The sequence below is a fragment of the Pseudoalteromonas sp. SCSIO 43201 genome (genome assembly GCF_023716725.1).
GTDB lineage: Bacteria > Pseudomonadota > Gammaproteobacteria > Enterobacterales > Alteromonadaceae > Pseudoalteromonas > Pseudoalteromonas peptidolytica.
This window is the reverse complement of sequence record NZ_CP072683.1, coordinates 3,775,267-3,800,717: the sequence shown is the minus strand read 5'-3', so window position 1 is coordinate 3,800,717 and position 25,451 is coordinate 3,775,267. Positions and strand designations below refer to the sequence as shown.

21 protein-coding genes are annotated in these 25,451 nt (G+C 43.6%); 13 read left to right on the top strand and 8 right to left on the bottom strand.

Annotated elements, in window-relative coordinates; translation table 11 throughout:
- Positions 1–128: 128 nt before the first annotated feature.
- The 3 genes from J8Z24_RS16520 (at position 129) to thpR (ending at position 2,401) form a co-directional block, all read left to right on the top strand.
- Positions 129–995 carry a helix-turn-helix domain-containing protein gene (locus J8Z24_RS16520; RefSeq protein WP_147389297.1) on the top strand — a complete coding sequence of 289 codons (867 nt, stop codon included), beginning with the start codon at positions 129–131 and terminating at the stop codon, positions 993–995.
- A gap of 150 nt (positions 996–1,145) precedes the next feature.
- Entirely contained in the window at positions 1,146–1,868 is a 723-nt protein-coding gene (locus J8Z24_RS16515; protein ID WP_252095043.1) for a helix-turn-helix domain-containing protein, read from the top strand.
- A gap of 14 nt (positions 1,869–1,882) precedes the next feature.
- Positions 1,883–2,401, top strand: coding sequence for an RNA 2',3'-cyclic phosphodiesterase (gene thpR, locus J8Z24_RS16510; protein WP_128730463.1), 519 nt, complete (start codon positions 1,883–1,885; stop codon positions 2,399–2,401).
- A gap of 3 nt (positions 2,402–2,404) precedes the next feature.
- On the opposite strand, the gene J8Z24_RS16505 is transcribed toward thpR, so the two are convergent.
- The 4 genes from J8Z24_RS16505 to J8Z24_RS16490 form a co-directional block, all read right to left on the bottom strand.
- Positions 2,405–3,058 (bottom strand): lysozyme family protein, encoded by a 654-nt coding sequence (locus J8Z24_RS16505; protein WP_252095042.1) that lies wholly within the window; start codon positions 3,056–3,058, stop codon positions 2,405–2,407.
- A complete protein-coding gene (locus J8Z24_RS16500) occupies positions 3,022–3,774 on the bottom strand; it encodes a hypothetical protein (RefSeq protein WP_252095041.1) in 753 nt (250 codons plus the stop codon). The genes J8Z24_RS16505 and J8Z24_RS16500 overlap by 37 nt, the downstream gene beginning before the upstream one ends.
- Before the next feature lie 23 nt (positions 3,775–3,797).
- Positions 3,798–5,084, bottom strand: coding sequence for a LysM peptidoglycan-binding domain-containing protein (locus tag J8Z24_RS16495; RefSeq protein ID WP_147389300.1), 1,287 nt, complete (start codon positions 5,082–5,084; stop codon positions 3,798–3,800).
- A gap of 230 nt (positions 5,085–5,314) precedes the next feature.
- On the bottom strand, positions 5,315–6,178 hold the full coding sequence (locus J8Z24_RS16490) for a LytTR family DNA-binding domain-containing protein (protein WP_176033821.1): 864 nt from the start codon (positions 6,176–6,178) through the stop codon (positions 5,315–5,317).
- A gap of 168 nt (positions 6,179–6,346) precedes the next feature.
- Between J8Z24_RS16490 and J8Z24_RS16485 the strand changes: the two genes are divergently transcribed.
- Positions 6,347–7,546: an acyltransferase family protein gene (locus J8Z24_RS16485; protein ID WP_252095040.1), complete on the top strand. Its 1,200-nt coding sequence runs from the start codon at positions 6,347–6,349 to the stop codon at positions 7,544–7,546.
- A 202-nt stretch (positions 7,547–7,748) separates the two neighbouring features.
- Here J8Z24_RS16485 and J8Z24_RS16480 read toward each other — a convergent pair whose 3' ends face one another.
- A complete protein-coding gene (locus J8Z24_RS16480) occupies positions 7,749–9,074 on the bottom strand; it encodes a sensor histidine kinase (protein WP_252095039.1) in 1,326 nt (441 codons plus the stop codon).
- Positions 9,075–9,085: 11 nt separating this feature from the next.
- Positions 9,086–10,489, bottom strand: a complete 1,404-nt coding sequence (locus J8Z24_RS16475; protein WP_252095645.1) for a sigma-54-dependent transcriptional regulator — start codon at positions 10,487–10,489, stop codon at positions 9,086–9,088.
- 249 nt (positions 10,490–10,738) lie between these two features.
- Between J8Z24_RS16475 and J8Z24_RS16470 the strand changes: the two genes are divergently transcribed.
- The 5 genes from J8Z24_RS16470 (at position 10,739) to J8Z24_RS16450 (ending at position 17,996) form a co-directional block, all read left to right on the top strand.
- Entirely contained in the window at positions 10,739–11,992 is a 1,254-nt protein-coding gene (locus J8Z24_RS16470) for an efflux RND transporter periplasmic adaptor subunit (protein WP_252095038.1), read from the top strand.
- 10 nt (positions 11,993–12,002) lie between these two features.
- The gene (locus J8Z24_RS16465; protein WP_176033817.1) at positions 12,003–12,710 is read left to right on the top strand and encodes an ABC transporter ATP-binding protein; all 708 of its coding nucleotides are present in this window, start codon (positions 12,003–12,005) and stop codon (positions 12,708–12,710) included.
- Positions 12,710–15,106 (top strand): ABC transporter permease, encoded by a 2,397-nt coding sequence (locus J8Z24_RS16460; protein ID WP_252095037.1) that lies wholly within the window; start codon positions 12,710–12,712, stop codon positions 15,104–15,106. The genes J8Z24_RS16465 and J8Z24_RS16460 overlap by 1 nt, the downstream gene beginning before the upstream one ends.
- A gap of 27 nt (positions 15,107–15,133) precedes the next feature.
- Positions 15,134–17,521: an ABC transporter permease gene (locus J8Z24_RS16455; RefSeq protein WP_252095036.1), complete on the top strand. Its 2,388-nt coding sequence runs from the start codon at positions 15,134–15,136 to the stop codon at positions 17,519–17,521.
- A gap of 154 nt (positions 17,522–17,675) precedes the next feature.
- Complete coding sequence (locus J8Z24_RS16450; protein WP_125250786.1) at positions 17,676–17,996, top strand: DUF6482 family protein; 321 nt, start codon at positions 17,676–17,678, stop codon at positions 17,994–17,996.
- Positions 17,997–18,114: 118 nt separating this feature from the next.
- On the opposite strand, the gene J8Z24_RS16445 is transcribed toward J8Z24_RS16450, so the two are convergent.
- Positions 18,115–19,998, bottom strand: a complete 1,884-nt coding sequence (locus J8Z24_RS16445; RefSeq protein ID WP_252095035.1) for a PKD domain-containing protein — start codon at positions 19,996–19,998, stop codon at positions 18,115–18,117.
- A 150-nt stretch (positions 19,999–20,148) separates the two neighbouring features.
- On the opposite strand from J8Z24_RS16445, the gene J8Z24_RS16440 reads away from it, so the two are divergent.
- From J8Z24_RS16440 to J8Z24_RS16430, 3 genes are all read left to right on the top strand, one after another.
- Positions 20,149–20,931, top strand: coding sequence for a DeoR/GlpR family DNA-binding transcription regulator (locus J8Z24_RS16440; RefSeq protein ID WP_252095034.1), 783 nt, complete (start codon positions 20,149–20,151; stop codon positions 20,929–20,931).
- Positions 20,932–20,943: 12 nt separating this feature from the next.
- Positions 20,944–22,764, top strand: coding sequence for a glutamine--fructose-6-phosphate transaminase (isomerizing) (gene glmS / locus J8Z24_RS16435; RefSeq protein WP_125250783.1), 1,821 nt, complete (start codon positions 20,944–20,946; stop codon positions 22,762–22,764).
- Between the two features lie 182 nt (positions 22,765–22,946).
- Entirely contained in the window at positions 22,947–23,189 is a 243-nt protein-coding gene (locus J8Z24_RS16430) for a hypothetical protein (RefSeq protein ID WP_105166584.1), read from the top strand.
- 63 nt (positions 23,190–23,252) lie between these two features.
- On the opposite strand, the gene J8Z24_RS16425 is transcribed toward J8Z24_RS16430, so the two are convergent.
- The gene (locus J8Z24_RS16425) at positions 23,253–24,677 is read right to left on the bottom strand and encodes a hypothetical protein (protein WP_252095033.1); all 1,425 of its coding nucleotides are present in this window, start codon (positions 24,675–24,677) and stop codon (positions 23,253–23,255) included.
- A gap of 280 nt (positions 24,678–24,957) precedes the next feature.
- On the opposite strand from J8Z24_RS16425, the gene J8Z24_RS16420 reads away from it, so the two are divergent.
- Positions 24,958–25,449, top strand: a complete 492-nt coding sequence (locus J8Z24_RS16420; RefSeq protein ID WP_252095032.1) for a lecithin retinol acyltransferase family protein — start codon at positions 24,958–24,960, stop codon at positions 25,447–25,449.
- Positions 25,450–25,451 lie beyond the last annotated feature (2 nt).

The following is a 25,451-nucleotide window of genomic DNA, read 5'->3' as shown; positions in this document are numbered from 1 at the left end:
ATTTGCATGATATGCAACTAGGTGTAATGAACGGTGGTTATAAAAACTTATAACATGCAGATTTTTAATAGGTTTATTAAAGCTAGCAGGTGTTGAGTTTTATTAGCCCACAGTAAAAGGAAGTTGCTATGCGAGCGATGTACGAGAAAGTGCTGCCATCTCCCGGGTGTTCATGGCGTTATTGCCTGTATCAATTGCCGGAAATTCCTTTTAATTGGCACTATCATCCAGAATATGAGATCTGTTTGACGCTCAACAGTGTCGGTGTATGTCATGTGGGCGATCACATTGCGCCTTACGAAGATTTAGATTTGGTTATCTTAGGCCCTGATTTACCGCACACGTGGCAGTCAAAACCTAATCTTGATCACTCCGCTCATGTTGTTCACGTCGCGCAAATTCCCGCGCCTTGGTTAGAATCTCTAGTGGCGCAGCATCCAGAACTACATGGCTTATCTGAGTTATTAAATGCTGCACGACGTGGCGTTAAATTTCCTGTGGAGGTCGCAAAACAAGCCAAAATCTGGTTTGAGCAAATAGCAAATGCTGAGCCGCTAATGCGCTTCGTATTACTACTTGAAATGCTCACCTTGATGACAACATCAAACTATCAACATTTGGCTAGTAGTGGTTTTCGTTTTGACCCTCGCCATGATCCTGCCAAGGATAAGTTCGATAGAGTAATTGCCTATATTTATGAGCATTATACAGACAAATTGAGTGCGAATGACCTTGCTCAGCAAGTGCACATGAGCACCAACCATTTCCATCGTTTTTTTAAAAAGCGTACGGAGCGCACTGTCACAGAATTTATTAATCAGCTTCGGATCGCCAAAGCATGTAAGCTTTTGATTAGTTCAGCTTCTCCCATCAGCGTTATTTCGGATCAGTGTGGCTTTAATAACATCTCTAACTTTAATCGCCGTTTTCAAGCACTAAAGGCGTGCACACCTAGCGAGTTTCGCGCGCGGCTGCATCAAAAAGCATTATATTAACCGCAACCTTGTAGATAAACGCACAAGCAATCGTGAAATTTACGTAATGTTATGATATTCATACTTATTCCTGAATATTCAACTTGGTATTTATCAAGGAATTGCCAAGAATGTGCTGGGTCGCAACAATAATAAACGAGGATGACCGTGATGACACTAGGACACTTTATTAAACAGATCCGTACACAAAGAGGCTTGAGCCAACCACAGCTAGCAGAGCAAATGTGCGTTGAGCAAAGCTATTTATCGAAACTAGAAAACGACAAGTCTGTACCTTCTAATGAGGTATTTAGAAAGTTACTGACAGCGCTTAATTTATCTTTAGATGAATGTATGCAAACCTTATCAGCACAAGGAAAGCGGGAAGAACTAAGCCAAATACCAGATATAGAGTATTGGTATAAGCAACATCAACAATCAAAACAAAAGCAATATAAGCAACTTGCAATGCTAGCAGTGTTGTTAGTGTCTCTCGGTGTAGGGCTATTTTGGAGTGGCTACAAACAGACTTTTTTTAGTGAAAAACTGTTTGAATATCAATCTCAGGGAGTATTGCAAGCTGGCGAGCCCGTTGAGTTATACAACAAATGGCACGCATATCTCGTTCCTCAAAGTAAGAATGGTGACCGTGAGTTCTTTGAGCAAGTTCAGCTTGCCATGGCAAAGCGCTTAGACAAAAAAACAGTATTTTTATCAGATTACAGAGGAAGTGCTTATACCGAATCGGTAACCGATGGTAGAAGGCATTATCGTTTTCAAGGGCCTACATTTAGTGAGCGAGCAGAAAATGCCTGGCTGCAATTTATTGGCTTATTGTGTTTCTCTGCTGGGATTATGCTAACTTTAGTAGGGAAACGGTTAGTTAAACCTTAAGGTAAAGGTGTGAGATGCAAAAGCGATTATTTTTTGGTATTGGCATGGATGACGACGCTCGCGCACATATCGGCCAGTGGCTAGTCGATAGCGTGAGTGCCAGCAAAGCCAATACACAACCGAATAATTGGCATCTTACACTGGCATTTCTGGCTATGGTGGAAGAGTCAAAAGTGGCCGAACTGTGTGATTTTGCCAGCACCCTAACGGTGCCTAAATTTATGCTGTCATTTAGCGAACATGGTTACTGGCAGCACAATGGTATTTTTTATTTAAAGCCGGAGCAAAAGCCACAAGCATTGCTAGATTTAGCCAACCCGCTACGCGCTTTTGGAGAAAAGTGCGACCTATATCATAACCCGCATCCGTTCTCACCCCATATCACGCTATTTAGAAATTGTAAGCCAGAGCCGACTGTGGCAAAGCCAATAGCGCCCTTTTCGCTGACGGTAAAAAAATTTCACCTCTACCACTCTCACCGTAATACGCAGGGTTTGATTTACGACCCTATCGCGTCCTTTTTTCTCAGCTAAAGGTTAAAATAACCAGCGTTTAAACTTTTCAAGCAAGGTGCTAAACCATCCCAGCTGATAGCGGTTGTATTTACGACAATTAAGGAACAAGCGTTTAGTTGCTTCATTTCGAGCAGGGCTAATATGGAGGCGGCTACACTCTTGGCTTGCCTGTTTCCAGTCTTGTGTACTGATGGCATTAATCAACTTAGGAAACGCCAAAAACAGTTTGTTTGTCCCTAGGTTATAAGCCATATCAAGAAGTGCATGCTTCGCGGGTGTTGGGAGCTTGTGATAAGGAATACAGCCAACAGCTTGTTGCTCGAGAAAGTGTGCCAGTGCACTCTCAAAACCTTGAATGTGTTTGATCAGTAGCTGTTTTGAGGCGCTCGGAGGTAGTGTCAGTTCAGTATATTGTGCATACCAAGAAGCCTTGTAGCCTGTGGGCTTGCTTTTAATCCGACGGTACTCATCGTGCTTTTGTTGCAAGGTTGCAGCACGCTTAGCGCGTCTGTCCTGCATCGGCAGCTGACAAAATTGCTCAATAGTTTGCATATGAAAACCAACGCCTATGGTTGGATTACCATTTACGTCTAAATAAAGGTGAAATACTTCACCTTCAAATTGCAGTAGGTGACGTATTACTTGTTGATAGAACTTGTCGGTATGGTCGAACAACTGGGTACCTCAGTGATCACCGCTTTCTCGTTGGTGATATAGCATTCTTTAAGTATAGAGCAGTAACAGGCCTGTGCTTTGAAAACAGATTTATGATCATCAATTTTATCCCATAATCCACGATTAAAATTACTCTTTGGCATCGTGAAGATATTAAAACTATCACCATCGGCAAGGAGAATTTTTTGTGGCTCGCTAGAGACATACCAGCCAAACTTTTTTAGATAGTTGATGTTAGACTCTTCATCTTGTGCATCACTTAATGCCGCTTGATAAGCATGTAGATTGCAACAGGCATCCATTAACTCGGTGACATCATAATAGGTTTCACCGTCCAATTCGTATTTGATGTGATGGATCACTGCAGGGCCGGTGCCTGAGTTACGAATGTCGACTCGAATAGTTGCTTGTGTCGAGTCTAAATCAAAATTACTGTAGCTAAATTGCAACCAAGGCCAAGTTTCCGTTTTTAGCTGTTTTTCAGCAGCTGAAACCTGCTCTTGTGCCGCTTTGGCTTGCAAGTACGTGGCATAAAAAGAGGCCGCAGAAATAAACATCGCGCAAAGCGCTAAAATGGTGTTCATCTTTGAGCGAGATAGCTTGAACCGCCCATGCGTTTGCCTGTTCTTGTGAGGCTGTGGTGTTAATAGCGCACTCGTGGTCGTGTCGCTGTTGTGCTCAGAAGGTACATTATTATTATTATTATGTTCTGACATGTTCATCCTATGCGTATCTGGGATTATGGTGATAGGAATACTTGTAAAGTATCGCCAATATTCAGCGTGTCAGATGACAGCTGGTTCCAATGCTTGAGCTTGGCAACGCTCACATTAAATTGTTTTGCAATGCGCCATAAACTATCACCGCGTTTAACACGATAGTCCAGCTGTTTGTCAGCTAAGATAGGTAAAATCAGCGTTTTGCCAGCACGGATCCGGTCGCTTTTTAATTGATTGAAAACCTTTAACTCAGCCACCGTGACTGAGTAGCGTTTTGCGATGCTACTGAGGGAGTCACCACGACGAATGGTGTACTGCTGCCAAGTATCAGCTGGCACTTTTGGTAAACTGGCGAGCATGTTTTGCCACTCCGACACCCGTGCTGTTGGGATGACTATATGCTCAGGGCCTGCAAGCAATGCAGGAAAACGCGCATATCCTGGGTTTAGTATCTCTACTTCTTTCCAGCCTTTGAGGTCTGATAAAACCGCCTGCTGCTCAAGTTTGATAACGCTGATTAACGAACGGTTGGGGATCTTAGGAAACTTCATCAAGTCATGCTTTAGCAACTGTGAGGCTGCAAGTAATTTGGGTACGTAGTGTCTGGTTTGGCGCGGGAGCTTCAAATGAAAAAAGTCAGTTGGTTTACCTGCTTTTTTATTACGTTCAATGGCTGCGAGCACTCGGCCTTCACCGGTATTATAAGCGGCAATAGCATGATACCAATCACCATCAAAACGCTTGTGTAGGTACTGCAAAAAGTCCAATGCAACCCGGGTCGAATCGACAATATCTTGGCGACCATCATACCAAGCATTGATCTTGGCACCATAATGCTTGGCAATCAGGGGGGTGAGTTGCCACAACCCCGAGGCATGTTTATGGGAGTAGGCTTGGGTGTTAAAATCGCTCTCGATTAATGGCATCAAGGCAAGCTCTATGGGCAGACCGCGTTTTTCCACTTCTTCAACTAAATAATACAATAAAGGCGCTGCACGTTCGCTGATGGTATCCATATAGTTTGGGTGCTTGAGATACCAGTCAATTCGCTGCGTTACGCGTTTGTCGTTGGAATCAGCAAAGCTGAGCTGGTGTTTAATTCGAAGCCATAAGTCATCCGTTTTGAGCGGATCATATGGTGTGTTATCTGTGGCCTTTACTTCCTTTTTCACAACATTTTTTGGCTTTTCAACGCTTGCTTTTGCAGCGTTATCTGGCCTTGATTCATGCTGCTGAGGGTGTTGTATTTGACTACAGCCATTTAGCAGTAAAATCCCAACGAGTAGTGGAGTGATAAGGTTTTTCATAGCGCCTTTTTATTATCCTTTTATTATGCAGTCCATGTAGAGAGCCTGAACCACATAAGATTGTATATAAGTTCGGTGCAAATGCAAAAATAGACACCTTACTTGCTGCGGCTGTGTAGTGTAGAGCGATGAAATGGATACAAAATGAACTTTAGCGTTACAGTATTTAGCATTGAGCAATAATATTGACGCAATCAACTTTAGTAGCGTGATGATTGCGTATTGTTCACTTATTCAAGACGTAGCTGTTGCTTAAATTGGGCTTTATAGGTTCGCGAAAGCGTTAAGACTTTCCCACTTTGCAATGTGATTTCGCTGTCACCGCTGGCGAGTGGCGTAATACTCACTACTTGAGAGACATTAATAGCAAAAGAGCGATGGATGCGAATAAAGCCTACTGGGTCTAAGCGCTGACATAATGCACAAAGCGTTGAGCGTAGCGGATAAATGCGACCATTTACGTGTAGATTGACGTAATTTCCAGACGATTGTAACCACTCAACCTCTTCAACTTTAACGATAAACTCTTTACCAAGTTTACGTACCAACAAATGATGAATTGGTTTTTGGAGTGCTTCATCGTCATCACTTTGCTGCTTTATCGGTGATGCTTCGCCGAGCATATGAGAGACACTAAATTGATAAGCTTTTATGAGTGCGATAAAGAACACAAAACTCCAAGCATCTTTTTGATATTCATAGATAAGTTCAAACCAAGAAAGGTGGAAGTTGTAATCTAGTTGCAAGCTAAAATAAATCGTTTCGCGTAATAACACCATGATGCCAACATGGCCACAACAAAATAACAGTGAGGCAATAAAAAAGCTAAAAGCGACGTTAACAGGTTTATGCCACTGCCAAGGAAACGCGTTTAAATACCAAGATATGGCAGGAATTAAGGTTAGACTGGCAGCTGCACTGGTATATTCCCACACAAATGGTTCCCACAGCGCAAAATCGAGCATTGCATCTCGTTTGGCATCCATGATCTGAGTAATGGCGTTTAAGGTGTTATTAATCGCCAGAAAGAGGGCGAGAAGCACGATAGCCATCAACGGATGATATTGCTGAATAAAGGTACGTGAAAACATCATGGTTTAATTTTTTCTTTTACTCTAGCAACTGGACGCAAAGCGGTCACTTATTTTATCCCACTATTCCACGGCTTATCCCTAGTTATTGTTATATAAGCAAATGTTTGCTTTTTTATATACCGTTTTGGCGCATCCTGGAGATAAATTTACTTCTAAAAAGAAAGCAAGATGGAGCATTTAAACAGGCGAGTAGAGCTGGACTGGCTACGTGTTATTGCATTTACGATACTCATTTTTTATCACACCGCCATGTTATACATACCTAATTGGGGTTTTCACTACAAGAGTGCTTATTCATCGGTGTGGCTAGAATATTTAATGTTACTGATCTCGCCATGGCGAATGTTGCTGATCTGGTTTATCTCTGGTGTTGCGCTTAGATACATTTTTGATAAACAAGGGGCTGGTAACACGGTACTCTTTCGCACGCCTTTGTTATTACTGCCACTGTTATTCGGTATATGGGTCGTTGTTCCTGTGCAACTTTTCGCTGAAATGCAGCAAAATGCTGGATTAACATTTGGATATGTCGACTTCTACAAACACTTTATTGAGCTAGACAGCCCTTTGTTTAGTCAATATCAACGCGGTATTTGGCCTCATGTAGACGTTAACCATCTTTGGTATTTGCGAGCGCTATGGTGCTTTACTGTGCTTCTTGCTGTGCTGCATATTGTTTTGACCTCAAAGCTTCACGTAATGTTTCTGCATTTGAGAGCGTTACGTTGGTCAACTTACGCGTTGAGCATACTGGGCGGTGCAAGTTTACTTTGGGCTCAGTTAGCACTGGCGGGAGATAGCCAAAGAGAATTTCAAGGGTTTGTGTTTTTGCTTGCCGGTTACCTGCTTGCCAAACGGCAACATTTTTGGGCTTGGCTGACTTGCCACAGTAAAATGTTGATATGGATTTTTACACTTAATGCGATGATTATACTGCTTTTATATCACTTTTACTGGTTGCAAGACTCGCTAACTCCTTTCATTGTTTGGTGTGGTAGCATTATTTTGGTTTTACAGCGCGTGTGTGCTGTTTTGTTGGTATTAGCATTGGCAGCGCGTTATCTTACCCGTTCTCATCCACTGCTTACGAGACTCAAAAAAGCGGTGTTTCCTATTTATCTCTGGCATCAAAGTGTGATCATTGTCTTAGCGCTTTGGCTTAGCCGGTATCAGCTAGGTGGTTTGTTAGAGAGCTTGGTCGTGATCATAGGAACTCTGTTATTTTCGGGGTTGTTGTTTTGGCTGGTACCAAAGTTGGGTTCCTTTGCAGTGGTGATGGGGTATCGTGCTAATTCGCTAACAAGCAATAAGTTCATTTGGGGACTGGGCTGTTTGTTATTGCTACCACTTATCTTACGGATTATTTAATCTGAAGTTTGAATAAGTAGCAGCTTTGATAATGTCATTTAGCCTCGTGGTTTTGGCAAATCAATGACAGTCGGTAGGCGCTATGAGTACTTGCCTAGCCATCTGGTTCTTAAAGCGCGGTAGGCTGAGTATTGCCTGCTATGCTTTTCCTTTCTTTAATCTTGTTCAAATTACGCTTAAGCGCGAAGCTGAGTCCTGCGTATTAACCAAACACGCAGCGAAAACAGGCTCCTTGCTTACGTTGTATGTATACTAATTCGCCACCATGGTTGAGCATGATTTGTCGCGATAAGCTTAACCCGATCCCCGACCCTTGCTGCTTAGTGGTAAAAAATGGTACGAAAATCATATCTACGACATGCTCTGCGATACCTGGGCCGTTGTCGCTGATTTCAATGTAATGCTGACCTGTGCCATTGACGCCAGTTTTTAGCACAATAAATGGGGGTTGTTGAGGTGACTGGGCTGATTGATGATGCAATGCCTCCATCGCATTTTTAAGTAAGTTGATAAGTACTTGCTCTATTTGTGCTGGGTCCAGCATCACTAACTGATCATGGTGAACATCTAGTTTTATGCTAAGGCTTGCGGCGTCACAGCTGGGTTGATGTAGTTGATAAATCCCTTTCACCAAAGTTGCGAGTTGGCAAGGTTGTAATTCGGGGCTTGGTAGGCTGCTGACTTTTCTAAAGCGGGCGATGAATTCACCGAGGTACTCTGTCCGTTTTGCAAGAGTACGAAGCGCGAGCGCAAGATCCTGTTTATCTTCTTTGTCGTCAAAACTTAAGGATTCAGGCAATAAGCTTTCACAGGTTTGCGCAATGGAGGCTAATGGAGTAATAGAATTGGCTACTTCGTGGGTGAGCACTTTAGTCAGGCGCTTGTATGCTTGTTGCTCTTTATTTTGCAGTGCGTCTTTAATGGATTGTAGCGTTACTATTTTACGGATCTGGCCTTGGATCTGCGCTGATGTTATTTGTATAGACAAGTTGTCTTGTTGCTCACCATACTGCCAATTCGCGATTGTTTTTAAGCGGTTATCACATTCATGGATCAGTGGTGCTATATGCGCTAAGTCCTCAATATGATTAATGGTTTTTCCGAGCAAGCGAGGTACTGCTGGGTTGGACTCAATGACATTCCCTTTGTTGTCAAAAACCAGCACCGCTAAGTCAATATGAACTAATAGCGTTTGTAAGAAATGTGCTTGCTGCTGGGCAATAAAGTGCGCGCTTTGGATCCTATCTTTTATTTCTTCCAAGAGTGTTCGCATGGGATGATGTTGACTCAAACCTAGGGAACTATCACCGTTAGCAAGAGACTTAAGTACAAAGCGCATGTGCTTGTTTTGCTTATTAAATTGATAATACAAAGACAGCACAAAGGCACCAGCAATTAGGGTACTGAGGAGCCATGTTGCTGAGAATCCTACTTGTATATACAAATAAAGTGAAGCTCCGCTGCTCAGTAATAGCGCAAAAATAGTGAGCATGAAAATGACAGTTGGGTGCTGGGTTAAGCGAACCATATCGTGCACACCTACAAGTTATACTTATCTAATCGTCGATACATGGCACCGCGCGTTAACCCAAGTGCTTTTGCTGCACTTGATACGTTACCTTGATAGTGCTTTAACGCTGCCCGTACCGTGCGCTGTTCGATTTCCTCTAGGTTGAAGGTGTCAGTTATCTGGGTATCGTCTCTCCCTTTGGAGTCGGTTGAGGGCGACGGGCGCGCTGCGGTATTGATAACTGTGCTGATATCCAAGTATTCACTTTCACTTAAGATCACCGCCCGCTCTATCGCATGTGCCAACTCTCTTACGTTACCCGGCCATGGATATGCTTGTAGGCTTTGCATATCCATCGGGTTTACCTCAAGTTGTCTTTTATATTTTTGGCAAAAGTGGGCTAAGTAATAATCCACCAACAGCGGAATATCTTCAGCGCGCTCACGCAGGGGTGGGAGGCGGATCTCTATGGTGTTGATCCGATATAATAAATCTTGTCTAAATCGACCTTCGTCAACGGCTTGTTGAAGATTGTCATTGGTGGCACAGATAAGCCGTATATCTACAGAAATGGGTTTACTTCCCCCCACCGGTGTCACTTGCCGATTTTGTAACGCTGCCAACAATGTCGCTTGTTGGGCTAGGGGGAGATTACCCAGCTCATCTAAAAATAAACTGCCTTGATGTGCCAACTCGAAACGACCAACCTTATCACTTTTGGCATCGGTAAATGCGCCTTTTTTATGCCCAAATAGCTCACTTTCGAACAAACTCTCGGAGACTGCGCCCATATCAAGACTAATAAAGGCATTGTGATGACGCATACTCGCCTGATGAATTGCATGTGCGGCAAGCTCTTTACCAGTACCACTTTCACCAGTTATCAAAATATTAGCGTCAGTTTGCGCAGCGCGCTCAATAGTGCGAAACACCGTTTGCATCGCCGGACTTTGACCTAAAAAGGAAAATTGATGACCTCCAGATTGATTGAGCGCTTGGTTCAGCCCTTGTGTCTGGCGAGTTAATTTACCTACTTGTTGTTTATCTTTGGCGTGCGCGAAGGCAGCCGCAACAGCACCAAGAAGTTGATCGTTTTGCCATGGTTTAGCGATAAAATCAGCAGCACCGGCTTTAATAGCATCTACGGCAAGTTGTATATCGCCGTAGGCAGTCATTAGCAACACTACAATGCTTGGGTCTTGTGCGACGATTTTCTGTAACCAGTAAAACCCTTCTTTGCCACTGATTGCGTCTTGACTAAAGTTCATATCCAGTAAGATCACGTCTATTTGTTGCGCGTTGATTTGCGCTTCAATATCAAACGGATTATCTGTTGTGAGGACTTGTTGATAGTGCTTCTTCAGCAACAGTTTTGCTGCAATGAGAATATCGGTGTTGTCATCAACGATTAATACGGTGCCTTCCTGCTTCATATCCTGAGTGCTTTGTTTTTCTTTTAGCGTACCGCATTCGCTCAAGTGGCGTCCACGAAAAGTGTTCATTTATGGACAGGCTAAGCAATTTAAAGTGTTCTATTTTCGGACACTCTTGGTCTGGGGATATTCTTTTTTCTCTATTAAGTTATTGTTATTTAAATTAATTATCACTTTGGCACAGAGCTTGATAACAGTTACAGATATAACAAGAAATAAGCTAACCGACATAGAACAAGAGGTGTGATTATGGATAAGAAAATTGAACGTTCAGGATTACAAAAACATCTAAAAAAAGTGATTGCAGGGGGCGTGCTATTAGGCGTTGCTGCGGCTGCATTTGCCTTTACCAACACCGCTTCTTCCGGTCGTAGTCAAAACTTATCGCTCAGTAGCGTCACGGTCGCTACCGTCAGCAAAGGTGCATTTATTGATGCCCTCAGTTTGCGTGGTCAAGTTGTACCAAAGACAACGATTTATCTTGATACCATTGCAGGTGGTCAAGTTGAAGAACGTTTAGTCGAGCAGGGCGAATATGTGGAAGCCGGTCAGCCGTTAGTAAGACTGAGCAATACCAGCTTGCAGCTAGATGTCATGAGCCGAGAAGCGCAGGTAACTGAACAGCTTAACTTCCTAAGAAACACCCAAATGACGATGGAAACCAGTCGCCTTAATTTACGCCGTGACTTGCTGGAAATTGACTTACAAATTAGCCATTTAGAACGTCGTTATAAACAGTCAAAGCCGCTTGTTGAAAAGGGCGTGTTGGCAACCGATAGGCTCTCTGAAATTGAAGATGATCTCACCTACTACAAAGCGCGCAAAGAGTTAACATTAGAACGCCAAGCACAAGAGAATTCAATTCGTCAGGTACAAGTGGAGCAATTAGAAGACAGTGCTGACATGCTGCAAAAAAACCTACAGTTTGCGCGTAAGAATCTTGAGAATTTGCTGATTAAAGCCCCTGTTTCTGGATACCTGAGCGAGCTAGATGTTGAAATTGGTGAGTCCAAAGGCAAAGGGGCGCGTTTAGGTCAAATTGATATTCCAAATGAATACAAGCTGGTTGTCCGCCTCGATGAGTTTTACTTAAATCAAGTACAACCTGAGATGGCAGTCAATGTGATGTTAGACAGTGGCTCGGTTCACGCCAAGGTCAGCAAAATTGATAGCCGAGTGTCGCAGTCACAGTTTCAAATCGAGGTCGCTTTACCGAGTGGCCAAAGTGATATTAAACGCGGGCAAAGTATAGACATTGAACTTATGCTCGGCGGCAATAAAGAAAATGCGGTACTGCTGAAGCGCGGTGCATTTTTTACCAGCTCAGGCGGTAATTGGGTGTATGTCTTGTCTCATGATGGCAAAACTGCACAGCGTCGTGATATTCGCCTAGGCAAAAAGAATCAAGATTATTACGAAGTGTTAGACGGCCTCACACCTGGTGAGCAAGTGATCACCTCAAGCTATAGCAACTTCGACAAAGCGCAACAACTACATTTCTAAGGATATAACAATGATAAAACTAACTAATCTAAACCGTGTATTTCGTACTCAAGACATTGAAACAACTGCGCTGAACAATATCAATTTAGTGGTTAATGAAGGTGAGTTTGTCGCTATCATGGGCCCATCTGGCTGCGGTAAATCAACATTGCTGTCTATCCTTGGTATGTTGGATTCTCCGACTTCGGGTCAGTTTGAATTTGCTGGTACTGATATTGCCGGTTATAGCGAAAAGCAGCTTTCACAACTGCGCAAAGCATCCATAGGGTTTGTTTTTCAAAGCTTTAACTTAATTGATGAGCTGACGGTATTTGAAAATGTAGAGCTGCCGCTGCAATACCAAAACATCTCGAAAAAGGAACGTAAGCAGCGTGTAGAACAAATCTTGAAACGCGTTGCGATAGATCATCGTGCCGACCATTTACCACAGCAACTGTCTGGTGGTCAGCAGCAGCGTGTGGCCGTTGCAAGAGCACTGGTGATCAATCCAAAGCTTATCTTAGCGGATGAACCGACAGGTAACTTAGACTCAAAAAATGGTGAAGAAGTCATGGCGATGTTGCGCGAGTTAAATCGCGAAGGCACCACGGTGATCATGGTGACACACTCTGAAAAAGAAGGCGGTTATGCCGACCGGCTTGTGCGCTTACTTGATGGCCAAGTCATGCTAGACAAAGCGAATGCACAAGGGCAGCCCCCGAAAAGTGAGGTAGCATAATGATAGCGAACTATCTTGTTACAGCGCTGCGTGCTTTTAAGCAGCAAAAACAGCACTTTGTGCTGAATGTTTTAGGTTTGAGCGTAGGGTTAGCAGCGGCTATTTTAGTGGCTTTGTTTGCAAAAAATGAGCTTTCTTATGATAGCCAGCAGCCAAATGCGGATCGTGTCTATCGGATCAGCCAAGATTTTTCTGAATTAGGGTTGGCTGTTGTGCCTATTTTTAATTATTCCAATGCAAAACTAGCGCTTGAGTATAGCCAAGTTGAAGACGTGTTTGGTTTGACCATGGTAGAGCTTACCCGTGAGGCGATGGTGGATGTTCGAGTGGGAGAGCAGGGGTACAAGCTAAATGCGCTTTACGGTGCGACGCCAAATATTGAAAGCTTTATTGATATAAACACCTTATCAGGAGACATGAAAAATGCTTTGAGTACGCCTAACAGCATTGCGTTGAGCGAATCTGAAGCGCTAAGAATATTTGGCAGTGTTGGTGTCATTGGTAACACCTTACAACATCAAAGTGGTCAATACACGGTACGAGCTGTATTTGCAGATCTCCCTGATAACACCCACTTTGCATTTAAAAACCTTGTTCACGTAAAGCATGACCCCACTAAGCTTGGCATGAATAGTAGCTATGTGTATGTGCGTCTTGCACCCAATACCGATGTTGCTGCATTGGAAAAGACCCTCTCAGAGCGCTACTACTATGAAGAGATGGCGGGCAAAATCTCGATTAAACTACATCCGCTACTTGCACTGCACTTAACGGCTAAGTCACCGTTTGAAATGAAAGCCGGTGGTGCGAAGCTGGTGGTCATGATTTGTGTGGGGTTAAGTGTGCTGTTGATTTTGATTGCAAGCTTTAACTTTATCAATATGACCGTAGCCCAATCCGCAAAACGAGCTAAAGAAGTAGGGGTACGCAAGGCGCTGGGTGCGAGTAAAACGCAGTTAGTGATCCAGTTTTTATCTGAGTCGGTACTTGTTGCACTCTTCTCAACCATACTGGCCTGTGTGTTGGTAGAGCTATTATTACCGAGTTTTAATGGCTTGGTCGACCGTGCTTTGTTTATTGATTATATTTCACCTTTTGGTGGTGCGATTTTTGTGGTAGCGATGAGTGTTGGGATTTTAGCTGGTCTATACCCTGCATTTTTTATGTCGTCATTTAGTGCCAAGCGAGTACTGAGTGGCGATCTTCAGCGTGGTAATACTGCTATTTTTGTACGTAAGAGCTTACTTACTCTGCAAGCCTCTCTATCTATCGGTTTGATCATTGCATCAGCAACGTTATTGCAACAGCTTGCGCATTTACAAAGCTTACCTTTGGGCTATCAAACAAAGCAGCGTTTAGTCATCTCGGAACTGCCTGTTGAGGACGTATTCACCAAGCAACCAAGCTCATTGGTAAATCGCATTACTGCCATCGAAGGGGTCGAATTAGCAACGATACTGGATACCCGTCTGACCGTATCAATTAATAACACGCTACAGCCAACGTGGTCTAATGGAGAAGCGTCCCAAAGTTTAACCCCTGTGATTGGCTCAGGGTTCAATATTGTTAAAGGGTTGGGGTTAACGTTATTGGCAGGACGCGACTTTAGCCCTGAATATAGCAGTGATTGGGCGTATCGAGAAAATGGCGTCACGAAAGTCAGCACAATTATCAGTGAACAAGTGGCCAAGCAGGCGGGCTATCACAATGTCGCCGATATCATAGGCAAAACCATCAAAGATACGGGTCGCAGTGTGGATATGTTGGTTGTTGGTGTGGTTGAGGATGTCAAAGTTGGTAATACCAAAGATGCCAGCAGTAATATCATGTTTTTATGTGGATTTAGCTATTTATCATCAGTTTCAGAGCTGATTTTAACGATAAACCCGCACCGTTTGCCTGAAATTACCACCCAAGTCACGGCGGCGTTAGCAGACGTTGCTGATCTTTACGAACCAAAAATCAATCTGTTGGAAGATAACTACAAAGCAGTACTAAAAGCAGATGAACGAGTCTCACAAGTGGTGCTGATTTTTACCACTTTGGCTGTGTTTTTAACGTGTTTGGGCACATTTGGTTTGGCTTCTTTTGCAACGGTACGTCGACAAAAAGAAGTTGCGGTTCGTAAAGTGCTGGGAGCATCAAGAGTCAGTATCGTTAATATTCTAGCAAAAGAGTTTTTAATGCTAGTTGCGGTGAGTGTCGCTATTGCCTATCCGGTTACATATTGGTTAGTAGGAGATTGGCTTGCAAACTTTAATGACCGTATTACTCAAGACTTTTGGGTGTATGGCATTGCGGCATTCGCGGTCGCGGGGATCACCTGGCTAACGGTTGCGACGCTTGCATTTAAAGCCGCAAGTATGCGTCCGTCATTAATTTTACGTTATGAGTAAAAGGTGCTTAAGGGCTAAGGAAGAAAAATGATTATTGCCAATTTACACACTGCGTTGCGGGTTGCAAAAAAGCAAAAGTTACACTTTATACTCAATGTATTAGGGTTTTCTATAGGGGTGTCTGCTGCACTCCTCATTTTACTTTACACTTTGCATGAGCTTTCTTTTGATACATTTCAGCCTAATGCCGAGCGGGTGGTTCGTGCCGAGGCCGACTTTTCGTCGTTAGGGCTCGGTACTGTGCCAACAATTAACTATCCGCGCTTGCTAGAAGCCAAAGATCTCACACAGGTTGAAGATATATTTGCGTTATTTAAAGCAAAAAATCATGATCCTGCATTGGGGTACGTGAGCGCTGGCGAAAATCAGTTTCAGCTTAATAATCTCTATGTTGCTTCAAGTAATATCTTAGATTTTATCGATCTCAAAGTGCTTGATGGTAATATCGAGCTTGCCTTGAGTACGCCAGAACAGCTGGTACTGAGCCGCTCAGAAGCGATGCGCCTATTTGGCCGTGTTGACGTTGTTGGGCAGCGCTTACATTATCAATATGGTGTATATACGGTGGCAGCGGTTTTTGAAGATCTTCCCCTAAACACCCATTTTGCTTTTGATAGCCTGATCCACTCCAAAAAAACGAGTGAAAACTTGTATATGCACATGCACTATGTGTACTTGCGTCTTAATACGATGGTGGATATTGCCACTCTTGCAGACGAGATCACTGAATTGTTTGTGATGGAGGGAGAAAGGGGCATACTTTCTGTTAATTTAGCCCCACTTGCTGATCTACATTTATATCATGATGCCCTATCGGAGATGCGATCCGGCGGCAATCCACAAGCGATTATTGCCAGTATCATACTGAGTATCGCGCTTTTATGTGTAGCAGCTATCAATTTTATCAATCTCAGTATTGCGCAAAGTGGTAGCCGCATTAAAGAAGTGGGGATCAGAAAGTCTCTGGGCGCTTCTAGCGGCCAGCTCTTTTGGCAGTTTCTTTGTGAGTATCTGCTAATTGCGATTGTCACTTGTATTATAGGTGCTGCGGTTATTGAGTTGAGCTTACCTTGGTTCAACTACCTTGTGGATAGAACGCTGCAATTTGCTTTTTTTAGCTGGCAAGGTGGTTTATTAATGCTGCTCTCTCTGAGCGTGAGCTTATTGGCTGGGATTTATCCTGCTTTGTATCTTTCTCGCTTGAGCCCTAAAGTAATGTTGCAAGGTGACACGTCTGCATCGGGAGGAGCTGTGTGGCTGCGTAAGGTTTTACTGGTGTCACAGTTTGTCATTGCAACAGCCCTGATTGTTGGTGCCATCACGTTGCCACAACAATTAAGCTTTTTGCAGACCTTGTCACCAGGATATGATGCTGAAAACCGCCTATATATCAGGGCGCTACCTAAAAACGAAGTGTTGTCAGGCCCTCATTCACCTTTGCTAGATGCAATTGAAAAGATTGCAGGAGTTAAACAAGTTGGCCCCCTAGATACGGACTTAACCCATGACATTCAATATAGTTTTAAACCCACCCTACCAAACGGCGAAGTATCTCCTGAGTCAATCGCGGGTATTGGAGTAGGATTTAATGCAGTATCGCAACTGGGTTTGACCTTGGTAGCAGGCAGAGATTTTACCCCTCAATTTGCCTCAGACTGGTATGTGCGCAAAGACGGAGAGGCGTCTGTTAGTGTTATTGTCACCGAGTCTGTGACAAAACTAGCGGGGTTTGACACGCCCGATCAGATGATTGGGCAGTCTATGCAGCGTGGCACGATGACCATGACAGTTGTCGGGGTGGTGAAAGAGCTACAAATAGGAAATGCAAAGCGAAACAAAACCATGGCTATGTTTTTGCCTGGCTACAGTTTAGTACCCACAGCTGCCATTGTGGTCGAAGTAGAGAAGTCACAGCAACAGTTTGTTACTCAGCAACTTACACAGTTGTTAGCATCAAGGCTGGGCATATATGAGCCTGAAATTGAAGATATTGGCGCTAACTTTAGTGCAAATTTTAATGAAGATAGCCGTTTCATTCATATTATTCAGGCATTTAGTTTATTGGTTCTGGGGTTGGCAATGCTCGGTGTTGTTGGGCTAACTTCATTTACTATGCTAAAGCGACAAAAAGAAGTCGCAGTACGCAAAGTGCTAGGCGCATCACGAATTAGTATTGCGAACTTGTTGGCGAAGGAGTTTTTGTTATTGGTTGTGATTGGCATCTTGATTGCTTTTCCCTTGGCATACTGGCTGGTGGGAGACTGGTTAGCAAACTTTAACGATCGGATTGAGCAAGCGCTGTGGGTATACGGCGTTGCTGCAATCTCGGTGGCCTTGGTGACTTGGCTGACGGTTGCGATACTTATCGTAAAAACGACTAGGACGCGACCTGCCTCAATCCTACGATATGAATAACAAGTAGGCAAAAATGGATTGGCGCATCAAAGCGCCAATTCACGCTGTTCCAAACCTATTACGCCATCCCATGTCATGAAGGAAAAACGCCAAAGGTGAACCAAATTTGTCAGTGAGCCGTTTAATTAATAGCCAGTTAAACGAGGAGAGCACTATGCTAGCTGCGACACTGAAAGAAAAAATTGCCAACAACGAATTACATGCCATTGTATTAAGCTATGCCGATTCAAATCACTACTTAGCTGGTGGTCAGGATGCCGATGGTAACTTGCACATTTTAATGTACGCTGAGGGCAAACTAACGCCATTTAATTCGCTTCGAGAAGCAGAAACAAAGCTGGCGGAGTTAGGTGCAACACAGGCATATCTTAGGGTGGAATCAGCGTATGATGAAATTGGCCCTGAAGACTCTGCTGGAACGCATATTAGCAATATGGAGCTGCGCCACTTAACACCAAGTGCGGCTCCGATGTAATCGACCTTGCTTAAATATCACAAGTTATCTTGCTGTTTACCTGAGCGTTTAGGGTAATGAAAAGGCTTAAGTGCTCATGGTTGAACACGTAAGCCTATGATGTGGTCGTTTGGCAGCTTTACTCAACCGACAGCGTGACGACTTTAGTTGCAACTGCGGCAGATTTTTCATCTACAACGCTGAGTTTTACTTGGTGGTCGCCAGATACCGCTGGAGTGAAACGCAGTGTTGCATCGTTTACAGCAGCGCCTTCAATCACTTTCCCTGACGGCTCGGTGACCGTCCAAAAATAAGTCAAGTGTTGTGTGTGACTGTCGGCGTCAATGACTGCTGAGGTGAGCTGCACCTCAGTGCCTACTCTCAGCATCCCTTGAGCGTCCAGTGCGGCAATGGTTGGTGCACCATTTTGAACTGCACGAACTTGGATAAACGCAGAAATATCAACATCGACCTTTCCATCAGAAACAGTGCAGTTCAGTACATAATTACCCACTTCATTAAAGGTAATTGACGCGCGATTGTCACTGCCGTTAATTACCGCAGTGCTGCTTTCTGGCTTGGCTGAAAATGACCATTGGTAAGTGAGTGGATCACCATCTTTATCTTCAGCTGAGATCTCAAATACTTTCGTTTGCCCTTCTAGTGCGACCGAAATTCTTGGGCTAATCGATACCGTGGGTTCATTATTTTCCGGAGTTGCTTTCACCATACCTGTGGCGGTGTCACTTAGCTCGCCGTTACTTACCTTCACAGAATAACGGTAATAACCTTCTCCATGAGGTGTAAAGGTTACCGTGTCGGTATTCTCATTGCTAACAGAATACGTTAACCCCGGCTCTCTTGGTTCAAATGTCCAAGCGTAAGTAAGCGGTCTACCACTTGCGTCTGTGCTACGTTTTGCGCTGAGCTCAATAGCCTCGTTGATTTTGGTTGACTCTGGCGCATCAACGAATACCAGCGGTGTGCGTGCTTCGCCATATTTTGCTGTTATTGTGTGGGTAGCTTCGCTCACACGGCCATACTCGTCTTTAAGACTAAAACGGATCTGATATTGCCCCGGTTTATCTAGTTGAGCAGAGGTAATAAAGCCACTTGGTGTTGCCATTTTTGCTTGGCTACCGCTTGGTTTGCTGTCAAAACTCCAAAGCGGTGTTACCGCGCGCGGATACTGACTACCCTCGCTTTTAAGCTCAACAAAGTTTACCGACCCTAATATGACCTCTGTTGGGGCGGAAATAACAGCTTTAAGCTCTGGCCTGTCGTCATACACTTCTATCTGTTTGGTGACGGTTTCTGAGTAGGTTTTGCCGTCATGCACTGTTAAGCTAATCGTGAATACGCCATAGTCTCTTCCTGCAAAAACGGCATATTCCCCTTCTGGGTTGATAAGGTGAAAGTCTAACGCATTGTTAGCGCTGCTCACTTGCCATTTATAAGAAAGGCGGTCGCCATCGGGATCTGAGCTGTCTTTCGCGCTTAGTGTGACTTGTTCACTTTTTACCGCGCGTTCTTTAAAAGGAGTAATTACCGCTGTTGGGGCGCGATTAGTGGGCTCAACAGGTTTATCGGTCACCTTGACTGACGCTTTAGCCGTTGACTCTTGTGAGTCAGACTTTATGGTCAGTTGAACTTCATAATTACCTGCTACATCGGCAACAAACTCGTTCAATAGACTGCTTTTGTCAGCTATTTGTGCCGTACTGTTTTGCGGCTTTGCTGTGATTGACCAGGCCACAGTGGCGTTAGCTGAAACCACGCTGCTGGTTCCTATTAGCTTAACCGTAGAGCCAGTATAAACCGACTGAATTGGGCTTATCTTTGCCTCAAGCTGGGTGTTATCTGTGTTGGAGTTATTGTTGTCGGTTGAGTTATCCGTACCAGTATTATTATTGCTATCACTGCTGTTATTGTTGTTAGCGGTAGCGCTTGATCCCCCTGAACCGCCACATGCTGTTAATGTCGCGCCAAGGAATAAAGCTAATAATATTAATCGTTTGTTCATTTAAATGTCCCTTTATACAATCCAAGAGCAGAAAAATACACGGTTTTTTTTGTTTTATCTAGTTAAAATTTGTTCAGTGCAAAAATTAACTTGTTTACCCCAGAAAGTTTCGACTATAATCCGCATAAATTTCGAAACGAAACTTAATTGATGACAAAACGAAACACTCAACAGCGCAGACATACCATCCTTGCATGGGTAAATGAGTATGGTGAAGTCAGCGTAGAATCACTCGCGGCTGAGTTTGAAACATCAGAAGTTACGATTCGTAAGGATTTAACGGCACTAGAAAAAAGTGGCTTATTATTGCGCCGTTACGGCGGTGCTATTGCCCTCCCTAAAGAGATCACGGCATCGGGTAAAGACGCGCAAGATTCAGCTCGTAAAACAGCCATCGCTAAAGCCGCCGCAGCGCTTATTAAAGATCACAATCGCATTATTATTGATAGTGGCAGAACCACTGAAACCTTGATCCCAGAGCTTGCGCAAAAGCGTGGCTTAGTTGTCATGACGAATGCGATGAACATTGCCAACCGCTTGTTATCACTTGAAAATGAGCCAACTTTATTGATGACCGGCGGGACGTGGGATCCACATTCTGAATCATTTCAGGGGCAAGTTGCTGAACAAGTACTACAATCCTATGACTTTGATCAGCTTTTTATTGGTGCCGATGGCATTGATGTAGAGCGTGGCACTACGACCTTTAACGAGTTAATCGGGCTTAGCCGAGTAATGGCCAAATCTGCCCGTGAAGTCATTGTGATGGTCGAGTCTGACAAGATAGGCCGTAAAATTCCGAATTTAGAAATACCTTGGGCACAGATCACCACTTTGATCACCGACAACAACTTGGCAGATGACCTTCGCCAAGCGATCAAAGCACGTGGCATACAGCTGATCTGTGCTGAATTACACACAACGTGCAAATAAAATGGAGAGATTATGTGTGGAATCGTAGGCGCCGTTGCTGAGCGTCCAGTAAACAAAATTCTTATCGAAGGCCTAAAGCGCCTTGAGTATCGCGGTTATGACTCTGCGGGTGTTGCACTTTGCGAAGGTGGCGCGCTAAATAGTGTAAAAGCGGTAGGTAAAGTAGTAAACCTAGAGTCAGCCCTTGAAAACGCTGAAGTAAAAGGTACTACCGGTATCGCGCACACGCGCTGGGCAACTCACGGTGGCGTAACTGAGGCTAACGCGCATCCGCATATCTCTAACAGCGAAATCGCATTGGTGCACAATGGTATTATTGAAAACCACGAAGGCTTACGTAGTGCACTCAAAGAAGATGGCTATGAGTTTTTGTCTGACACTGACACCGAAGTAATGGTGCACCTCATCCATCAGCTTAGACAACAGCACACTACATTACTTGCTGCTGTGCAAGCCGCGGTAAAACAGCTTGAAGGTGCATACGGTACGGTATTATTTGATAAAGCCAATCAAGATGAAATCATCGTGGCACGCTCAGGCAGCCCACTGGTGATCGGCCTCGGTCTTGGCGAAAACTTTATCGCCTCTGATCAGCTCGCGCTATTACCAGTAACCCGCAGCTTTATCTTCCTAGAAGAAGGCGATGTAGCACGCATTACTCGCGAAACGGTAGAAATCTTCGACATCAACGGCAACCCTGTAGAGCGCGAAGTGGTTGAGTCTAACATCACGCAAGATGCGTCGGGCAAAGGTGAATATCGCCACTACATGCTAAAAGAAATCTACGAGCAGCCAATGGCCGTACGTAATACACTTGAAGGCCGCTTAGATAACGATCGTGTTAGTATCGACGCATTTGGCGACAAAGCCAATGAAATCTTTAAAGATGTAAAACACGTACAGATCATCGCATGTGGTACGTCTTACCACTCAGGCATGGTGGCGCGCTACTGGCTAGAGCAATTTGCAGGCGTAAGCTGTAACGTTGAAATCGCCTCAGAGTTTCGCTACCGCGACTCATTCGTTCACGAAAACAGCCTATTGGTAACCATTTCACAATCGGGCGAAACCGCAGACACGCTTGCGGCACTGCGTCTTGCCAAAGAGCAAGGCTATATGGCGTCAATGACCATCTGTAACGTACCAGGCTCATCGCTAGTACGTGAGTCAGATCTTGCCTTTATGACCAAAGCAGGCGCTGAAATTGGGGTGGCATCAACTAAAGCATTTACGACTCAACTAGTTGGCTTATTGATGCTAACTGCGTCAATCGCGCAGGAAAAAGGCCGTGACCAAAGTGCAATCGTCAACGCCATTAAAACCCTGCCAACCAAGCTTGAAGAAACCCTAACGATGGCCGATGGTATTGAGCTTCTTGCAGAGGAATTTGCCGACAAACATCACTCATTGTTCCTTGGCCGTGGTTCACAATACCCAATCGCAATGGAAGGTGCGCTTAAGCTTAAAGAGATCTCCTACATCCACGCAGAAGCCTATGCAGCAGGTGAGTTAAAACACGGGCCGCTCGCACTTATCGACGCAGATATGCCAATCATCGTCGTTGCACCAAACAACGAGCTGCTTGAAAAGCTTAAATCAAACGTTGAAGAAGTACGTGCACGCGGCGGCATCATTTACGTCTTCGCAGACAAAGACTCAAACTTTGCCTCGGACGACACCATGCGAGTAATGAACGTCAATCACGTAGAAAATATCATCGCTCCAGTGGTTTACACCATCCCATTACAGCTACTTTCGTACTATGTAGCCGTGATCAAAGGCACCGATGTTGACCAACCGAGAAATCTCGCCAAGAGTGTAACGGTAGAATAAGAAAAGGCGCGCAAGCGCCTTTTTTGTGGGTGAACAATAAAGTTTCACCCCATACAATAAAGTATCATCCCAAACAATAAAGTTTCATACTAAAATAGCTTGGCCGAGGGCTTGATAATGGAGATAACTCTGTAATTATACTTTAGAGTTGTGATCGATTTATCTAAGCGTAAAGGAAAGTTATGGTTACTAGAGAGGACATGAAAGGTTGGATCATTGAATGCCTACAGTCAAGAGGTGGTTCAGGATGGCCAAAAGATGTTGCACGGTATGTATGGGAGTCCTACGAAAAAGAGCTCAGATTATCGGGTGATTTGCTTTATACGTGGCAGTACGATTTAAGGTGGGCCGCCCAGCGACTAAGATATTCAGGAATATTAAAGCCTGTGAACGGTCGTAGAGACTTACCTTGGGAGCTAAGCTAATTCAAAGAGATAAGCCGACCTTTGATCGGCTTTTCGTCATTTCTGTTATGTATCTTTAACTTACTAGAAATTAAGAAGGAATTCTAAATCGTTAAAACACCAATTTGCTTTTATTATGAATTGCTTCTCTATTTTGAGAATGTCAGACCCGTTAAAATCTGAAAGCTCAAATTGCGCTTTTTCATGTCTATCTATGGAAAGCCAGTACGTATTAGTTTCTTCATTGAAGAAAAACCAGCACTTATATAAATCACCGATGATTTTATCGATCATCTGCTCTTTGTGATGATCAAACTTTTCCAGCACCAAGACATCACCTGAACTAGATGACTTTATGTATATCAGCCAATCGGAGAGCATAAGATAGCTGCTATCTATACTTCGTCTTTGCGCTCTCTTATGAAGCTTTTGCGTGAAAGATGGGGAATTTGATCCAAGGTGATCATATATAGCTTCGGTAATATCTTCCTCGCTTAATAGCTTTAAAGCTATGCCACCAGTAGGGAGATCTTCGGGGTAAACACGCCTAATTGGTCTAATGTAAAGCCCCTTTGTATTGGGTAACGGAGGATGTGCGTTTAAGCTCATACCATCAAACTCATATAAACTAAACGTCTTATCGACTCTTCGGTCTACTTTCTTTGAAAGCATAGCAATGGCATCAACTTCACCAAGGGTGAAGTCCAAAGAGTTAACCTCTGGTCCGGTTTTTGTGTATATCATAAATGGCCGCTTTAAATGGTCAGCATATTGCTTTTCAGCGCCATAAAAATGATTCCAACTCTCATAGTCATAGAACTTAGCCGTAATTTCTAATAGCTCGGAGCGTTTCGCTCGATAGTGAAGCACCTCCCTGAGAAACCTTTCCATTTGGTTTGCAAGCGACTTCGTTGAAACAAGCATTGGATAAGTTGCGCACTCGCTAGATTTTATTTGACCAAGATTGGGGATTTTTTGAAGTCTTTTTGCCACAACATCTTCGGCGTCATTCCAGAAACTTTTCTCAAGTGCGGTTTCTACTCTATGATTTAATGTGTGTTCTGCTCTCTCAAAGTGAGGTATATAAATTTCAGCAAGAAGCTCTTTATCGCTATAAAAGGCAAGGTTATCTTGATCACATTTGACATGTGAAGGGATAAGCCCCTGAGTATCGAGCTCATATATTACTAAGGCTAAGGCATCTTGTTTGCAGGTTGCACAGTAAAAATAATCTCTGACTGATGAATCTGATTTTTTATTGCACGCTAAATTTACAATATGCCAGCTAGCTGGTGAAGGTCTATTTTTTAAATCGTATGCCCACAGCCCACCTTTATCTAAGTAGTACTCTAGAGCTTTTGTGTAAAAGTTTGTTCTAGTAAATTCGTTGAGAATGTTGTGTTGTACGTTGGGTTGAGGGGTTAACAGCTGAGGGTCAACATGAAAGCCTTTTTCGGCTAGTACACTAACTAGCTTCTCACAAGCCACATAAAAAGGTGCTAAAGACATAGGTATAACTCCATTTCTCATCTTGGCTATATTGAATGAGTTGTGTGCGTTACTCCCAAGCCAAATGATAGATGGAAAACGAAGTTTGTTGATTAGATCTGATTCGCCTTAGCAATATTTGCTCGCACACAGCAGGTATCAGATGACCTGATACCAAGATAAACCAAAATTCAAAGTGCCGCAAATACAAATTTCTAAGAACAACTTAATTTCTAACGCCCTTGAAAGATTAATAATCGACCATATATGGCTTCTTTTGTAGAAAAGGAAAGTTTAATCAATGTATAAAATTGGGGATGTATTGTCTGTGCAATATACGGGCTTTAAGCATTATGGGCTTTATGTAGGTGATAACAAAGTTATTCATAATTCAAAAAGCTCAAAATTTGTTTTAGAAGTGTCATTGAGTGAATTTGCCGATGGTAAGAATGTTAATGTAAGCAGTATTCAGGCAAATAACACAGCCATCGCAGTTCAAACGGCGCGGAAATATTTAGGGTTACCATATAGTCTTTTTTCAGAAAATTGCGAGCACTTTGTTCGAACGTGCTGCGGTTTAGTTAAAGAGAGTACTCAAGTTCAAAAGTACTTAATATCAGCTTTGGGGACAGGCATATTGTTAAAATCTGATAATACAGTGATTCAGGCTGCTGGAGGCGCTGCTGCTATAGGTGCTATGCTTACACCAAGTGAATCGAGCCCCGTGAAAAATGCGGCAATTTTAGCTTGTCTTGTTGCTGGTATTGCTTTCTTAGCGACTCACTCAGAGTAACT

Excerpts from the sequence above, each read along its gene's own strand:
- J8Z24_RS16485 (WP_252095040.1), top strand. The coding sequence starts at position 6,347 with ATGGAGCATTTAAACAGGCGAGTAGAGCTGGACTGGCTACGTGTTATT.
- J8Z24_RS16520 (WP_147389297.1), top strand. The coding sequence starts at position 129 with ATGCGAGCGATGTACGAGAAAGTGCTGCCATCTCCCGGGTGTTCATGG.
- J8Z24_RS16480 (WP_252095039.1), bottom strand. The coding sequence starts at position 9,074 with ATGGTTCGCTTAACCCAGCACCCAACTGTCATTTTCATGCTCACTATT.
- J8Z24_RS16490 (WP_176033821.1), bottom strand. The coding sequence starts at position 6,178 with ATGATGTTTTCACGTACCTTTATTCAGCAATATCATCCGTTGATGGCT.
- J8Z24_RS16465 (WP_176033817.1), top strand. The coding sequence starts at position 12,003 with ATGATAAAACTAACTAATCTAAACCGTGTATTTCGTACTCAAGACATT.
- J8Z24_RS16430 (WP_105166584.1), top strand. The coding sequence starts at position 22,947 with ATGGTTACTAGAGAGGACATGAAAGGTTGGATCATTGAATGCCTACAG.
- J8Z24_RS16515 (WP_252095043.1), top strand. The coding sequence starts at position 1,146 with ATGACACTAGGACACTTTATTAAACAGATCCGTACACAAAGAGGCTTG.
- J8Z24_RS16470 (WP_252095038.1), top strand. The coding sequence starts at position 10,739 with ATGGATAAGAAAATTGAACGTTCAGGATTACAAAAACATCTAAAAAAA.
- glmS (WP_125250783.1), top strand. The coding sequence starts at position 20,944 with ATGTGTGGAATCGTAGGCGCCGTTGCTGAGCGTCCAGTAAACAAAATT.
- J8Z24_RS16420 (WP_252095032.1), top strand. The coding sequence starts at position 24,958 with ATGTATAAAATTGGGGATGTATTGTCTGTGCAATATACGGGCTTTAAG.
- J8Z24_RS16450 (WP_125250786.1), top strand. The coding sequence starts at position 17,676 with ATGCTAGCTGCGACACTGAAAGAAAAAATTGCCAACAACGAATTACAT.
- J8Z24_RS16455 (WP_252095036.1), top strand. The coding sequence starts at position 15,134 with ATGATTATTGCCAATTTACACACTGCGTTGCGGGTTGCAAAAAAGCAA.
- J8Z24_RS16475 (WP_252095645.1), bottom strand. The coding sequence starts at position 10,489 with ATGAAGCAGGAAGGCACCGTATTAATCGTTGATGACAACACCGATATT.
- J8Z24_RS16500 (WP_252095041.1), bottom strand. The coding sequence starts at position 3,774 with ATGTCAGAACATAATAATAATAATAATGTACCTTCTGAGCACAACAGC.
- J8Z24_RS16425 (WP_252095033.1), bottom strand. The coding sequence starts at position 24,677 with ATGTCTTTAGCACCTTTTTATGTGGCTTGTGAGAAGCTAGTTAGTGTA.
- thpR (WP_128730463.1), top strand. The coding sequence starts at position 1,883 with ATGCAAAAGCGATTATTTTTTGGTATTGGCATGGATGACGACGCTCGC.
- J8Z24_RS16460 (WP_252095037.1), top strand. The coding sequence starts at position 12,710 with ATGATAGCGAACTATCTTGTTACAGCGCTGCGTGCTTTTAAGCAGCAA.
- J8Z24_RS16440 (WP_252095034.1), top strand. The coding sequence starts at position 20,149 with ATGACAAAACGAAACACTCAACAGCGCAGACATACCATCCTTGCATGG.
- J8Z24_RS16445 (WP_252095035.1), bottom strand. The coding sequence starts at position 19,998 with ATGAACAAACGATTAATATTATTAGCTTTATTCCTTGGCGCGACATTA.
- J8Z24_RS16495 (WP_147389300.1), bottom strand. The coding sequence starts at position 5,084 with ATGAAAAACCTTATCACTCCACTACTCGTTGGGATTTTACTGCTAAAT.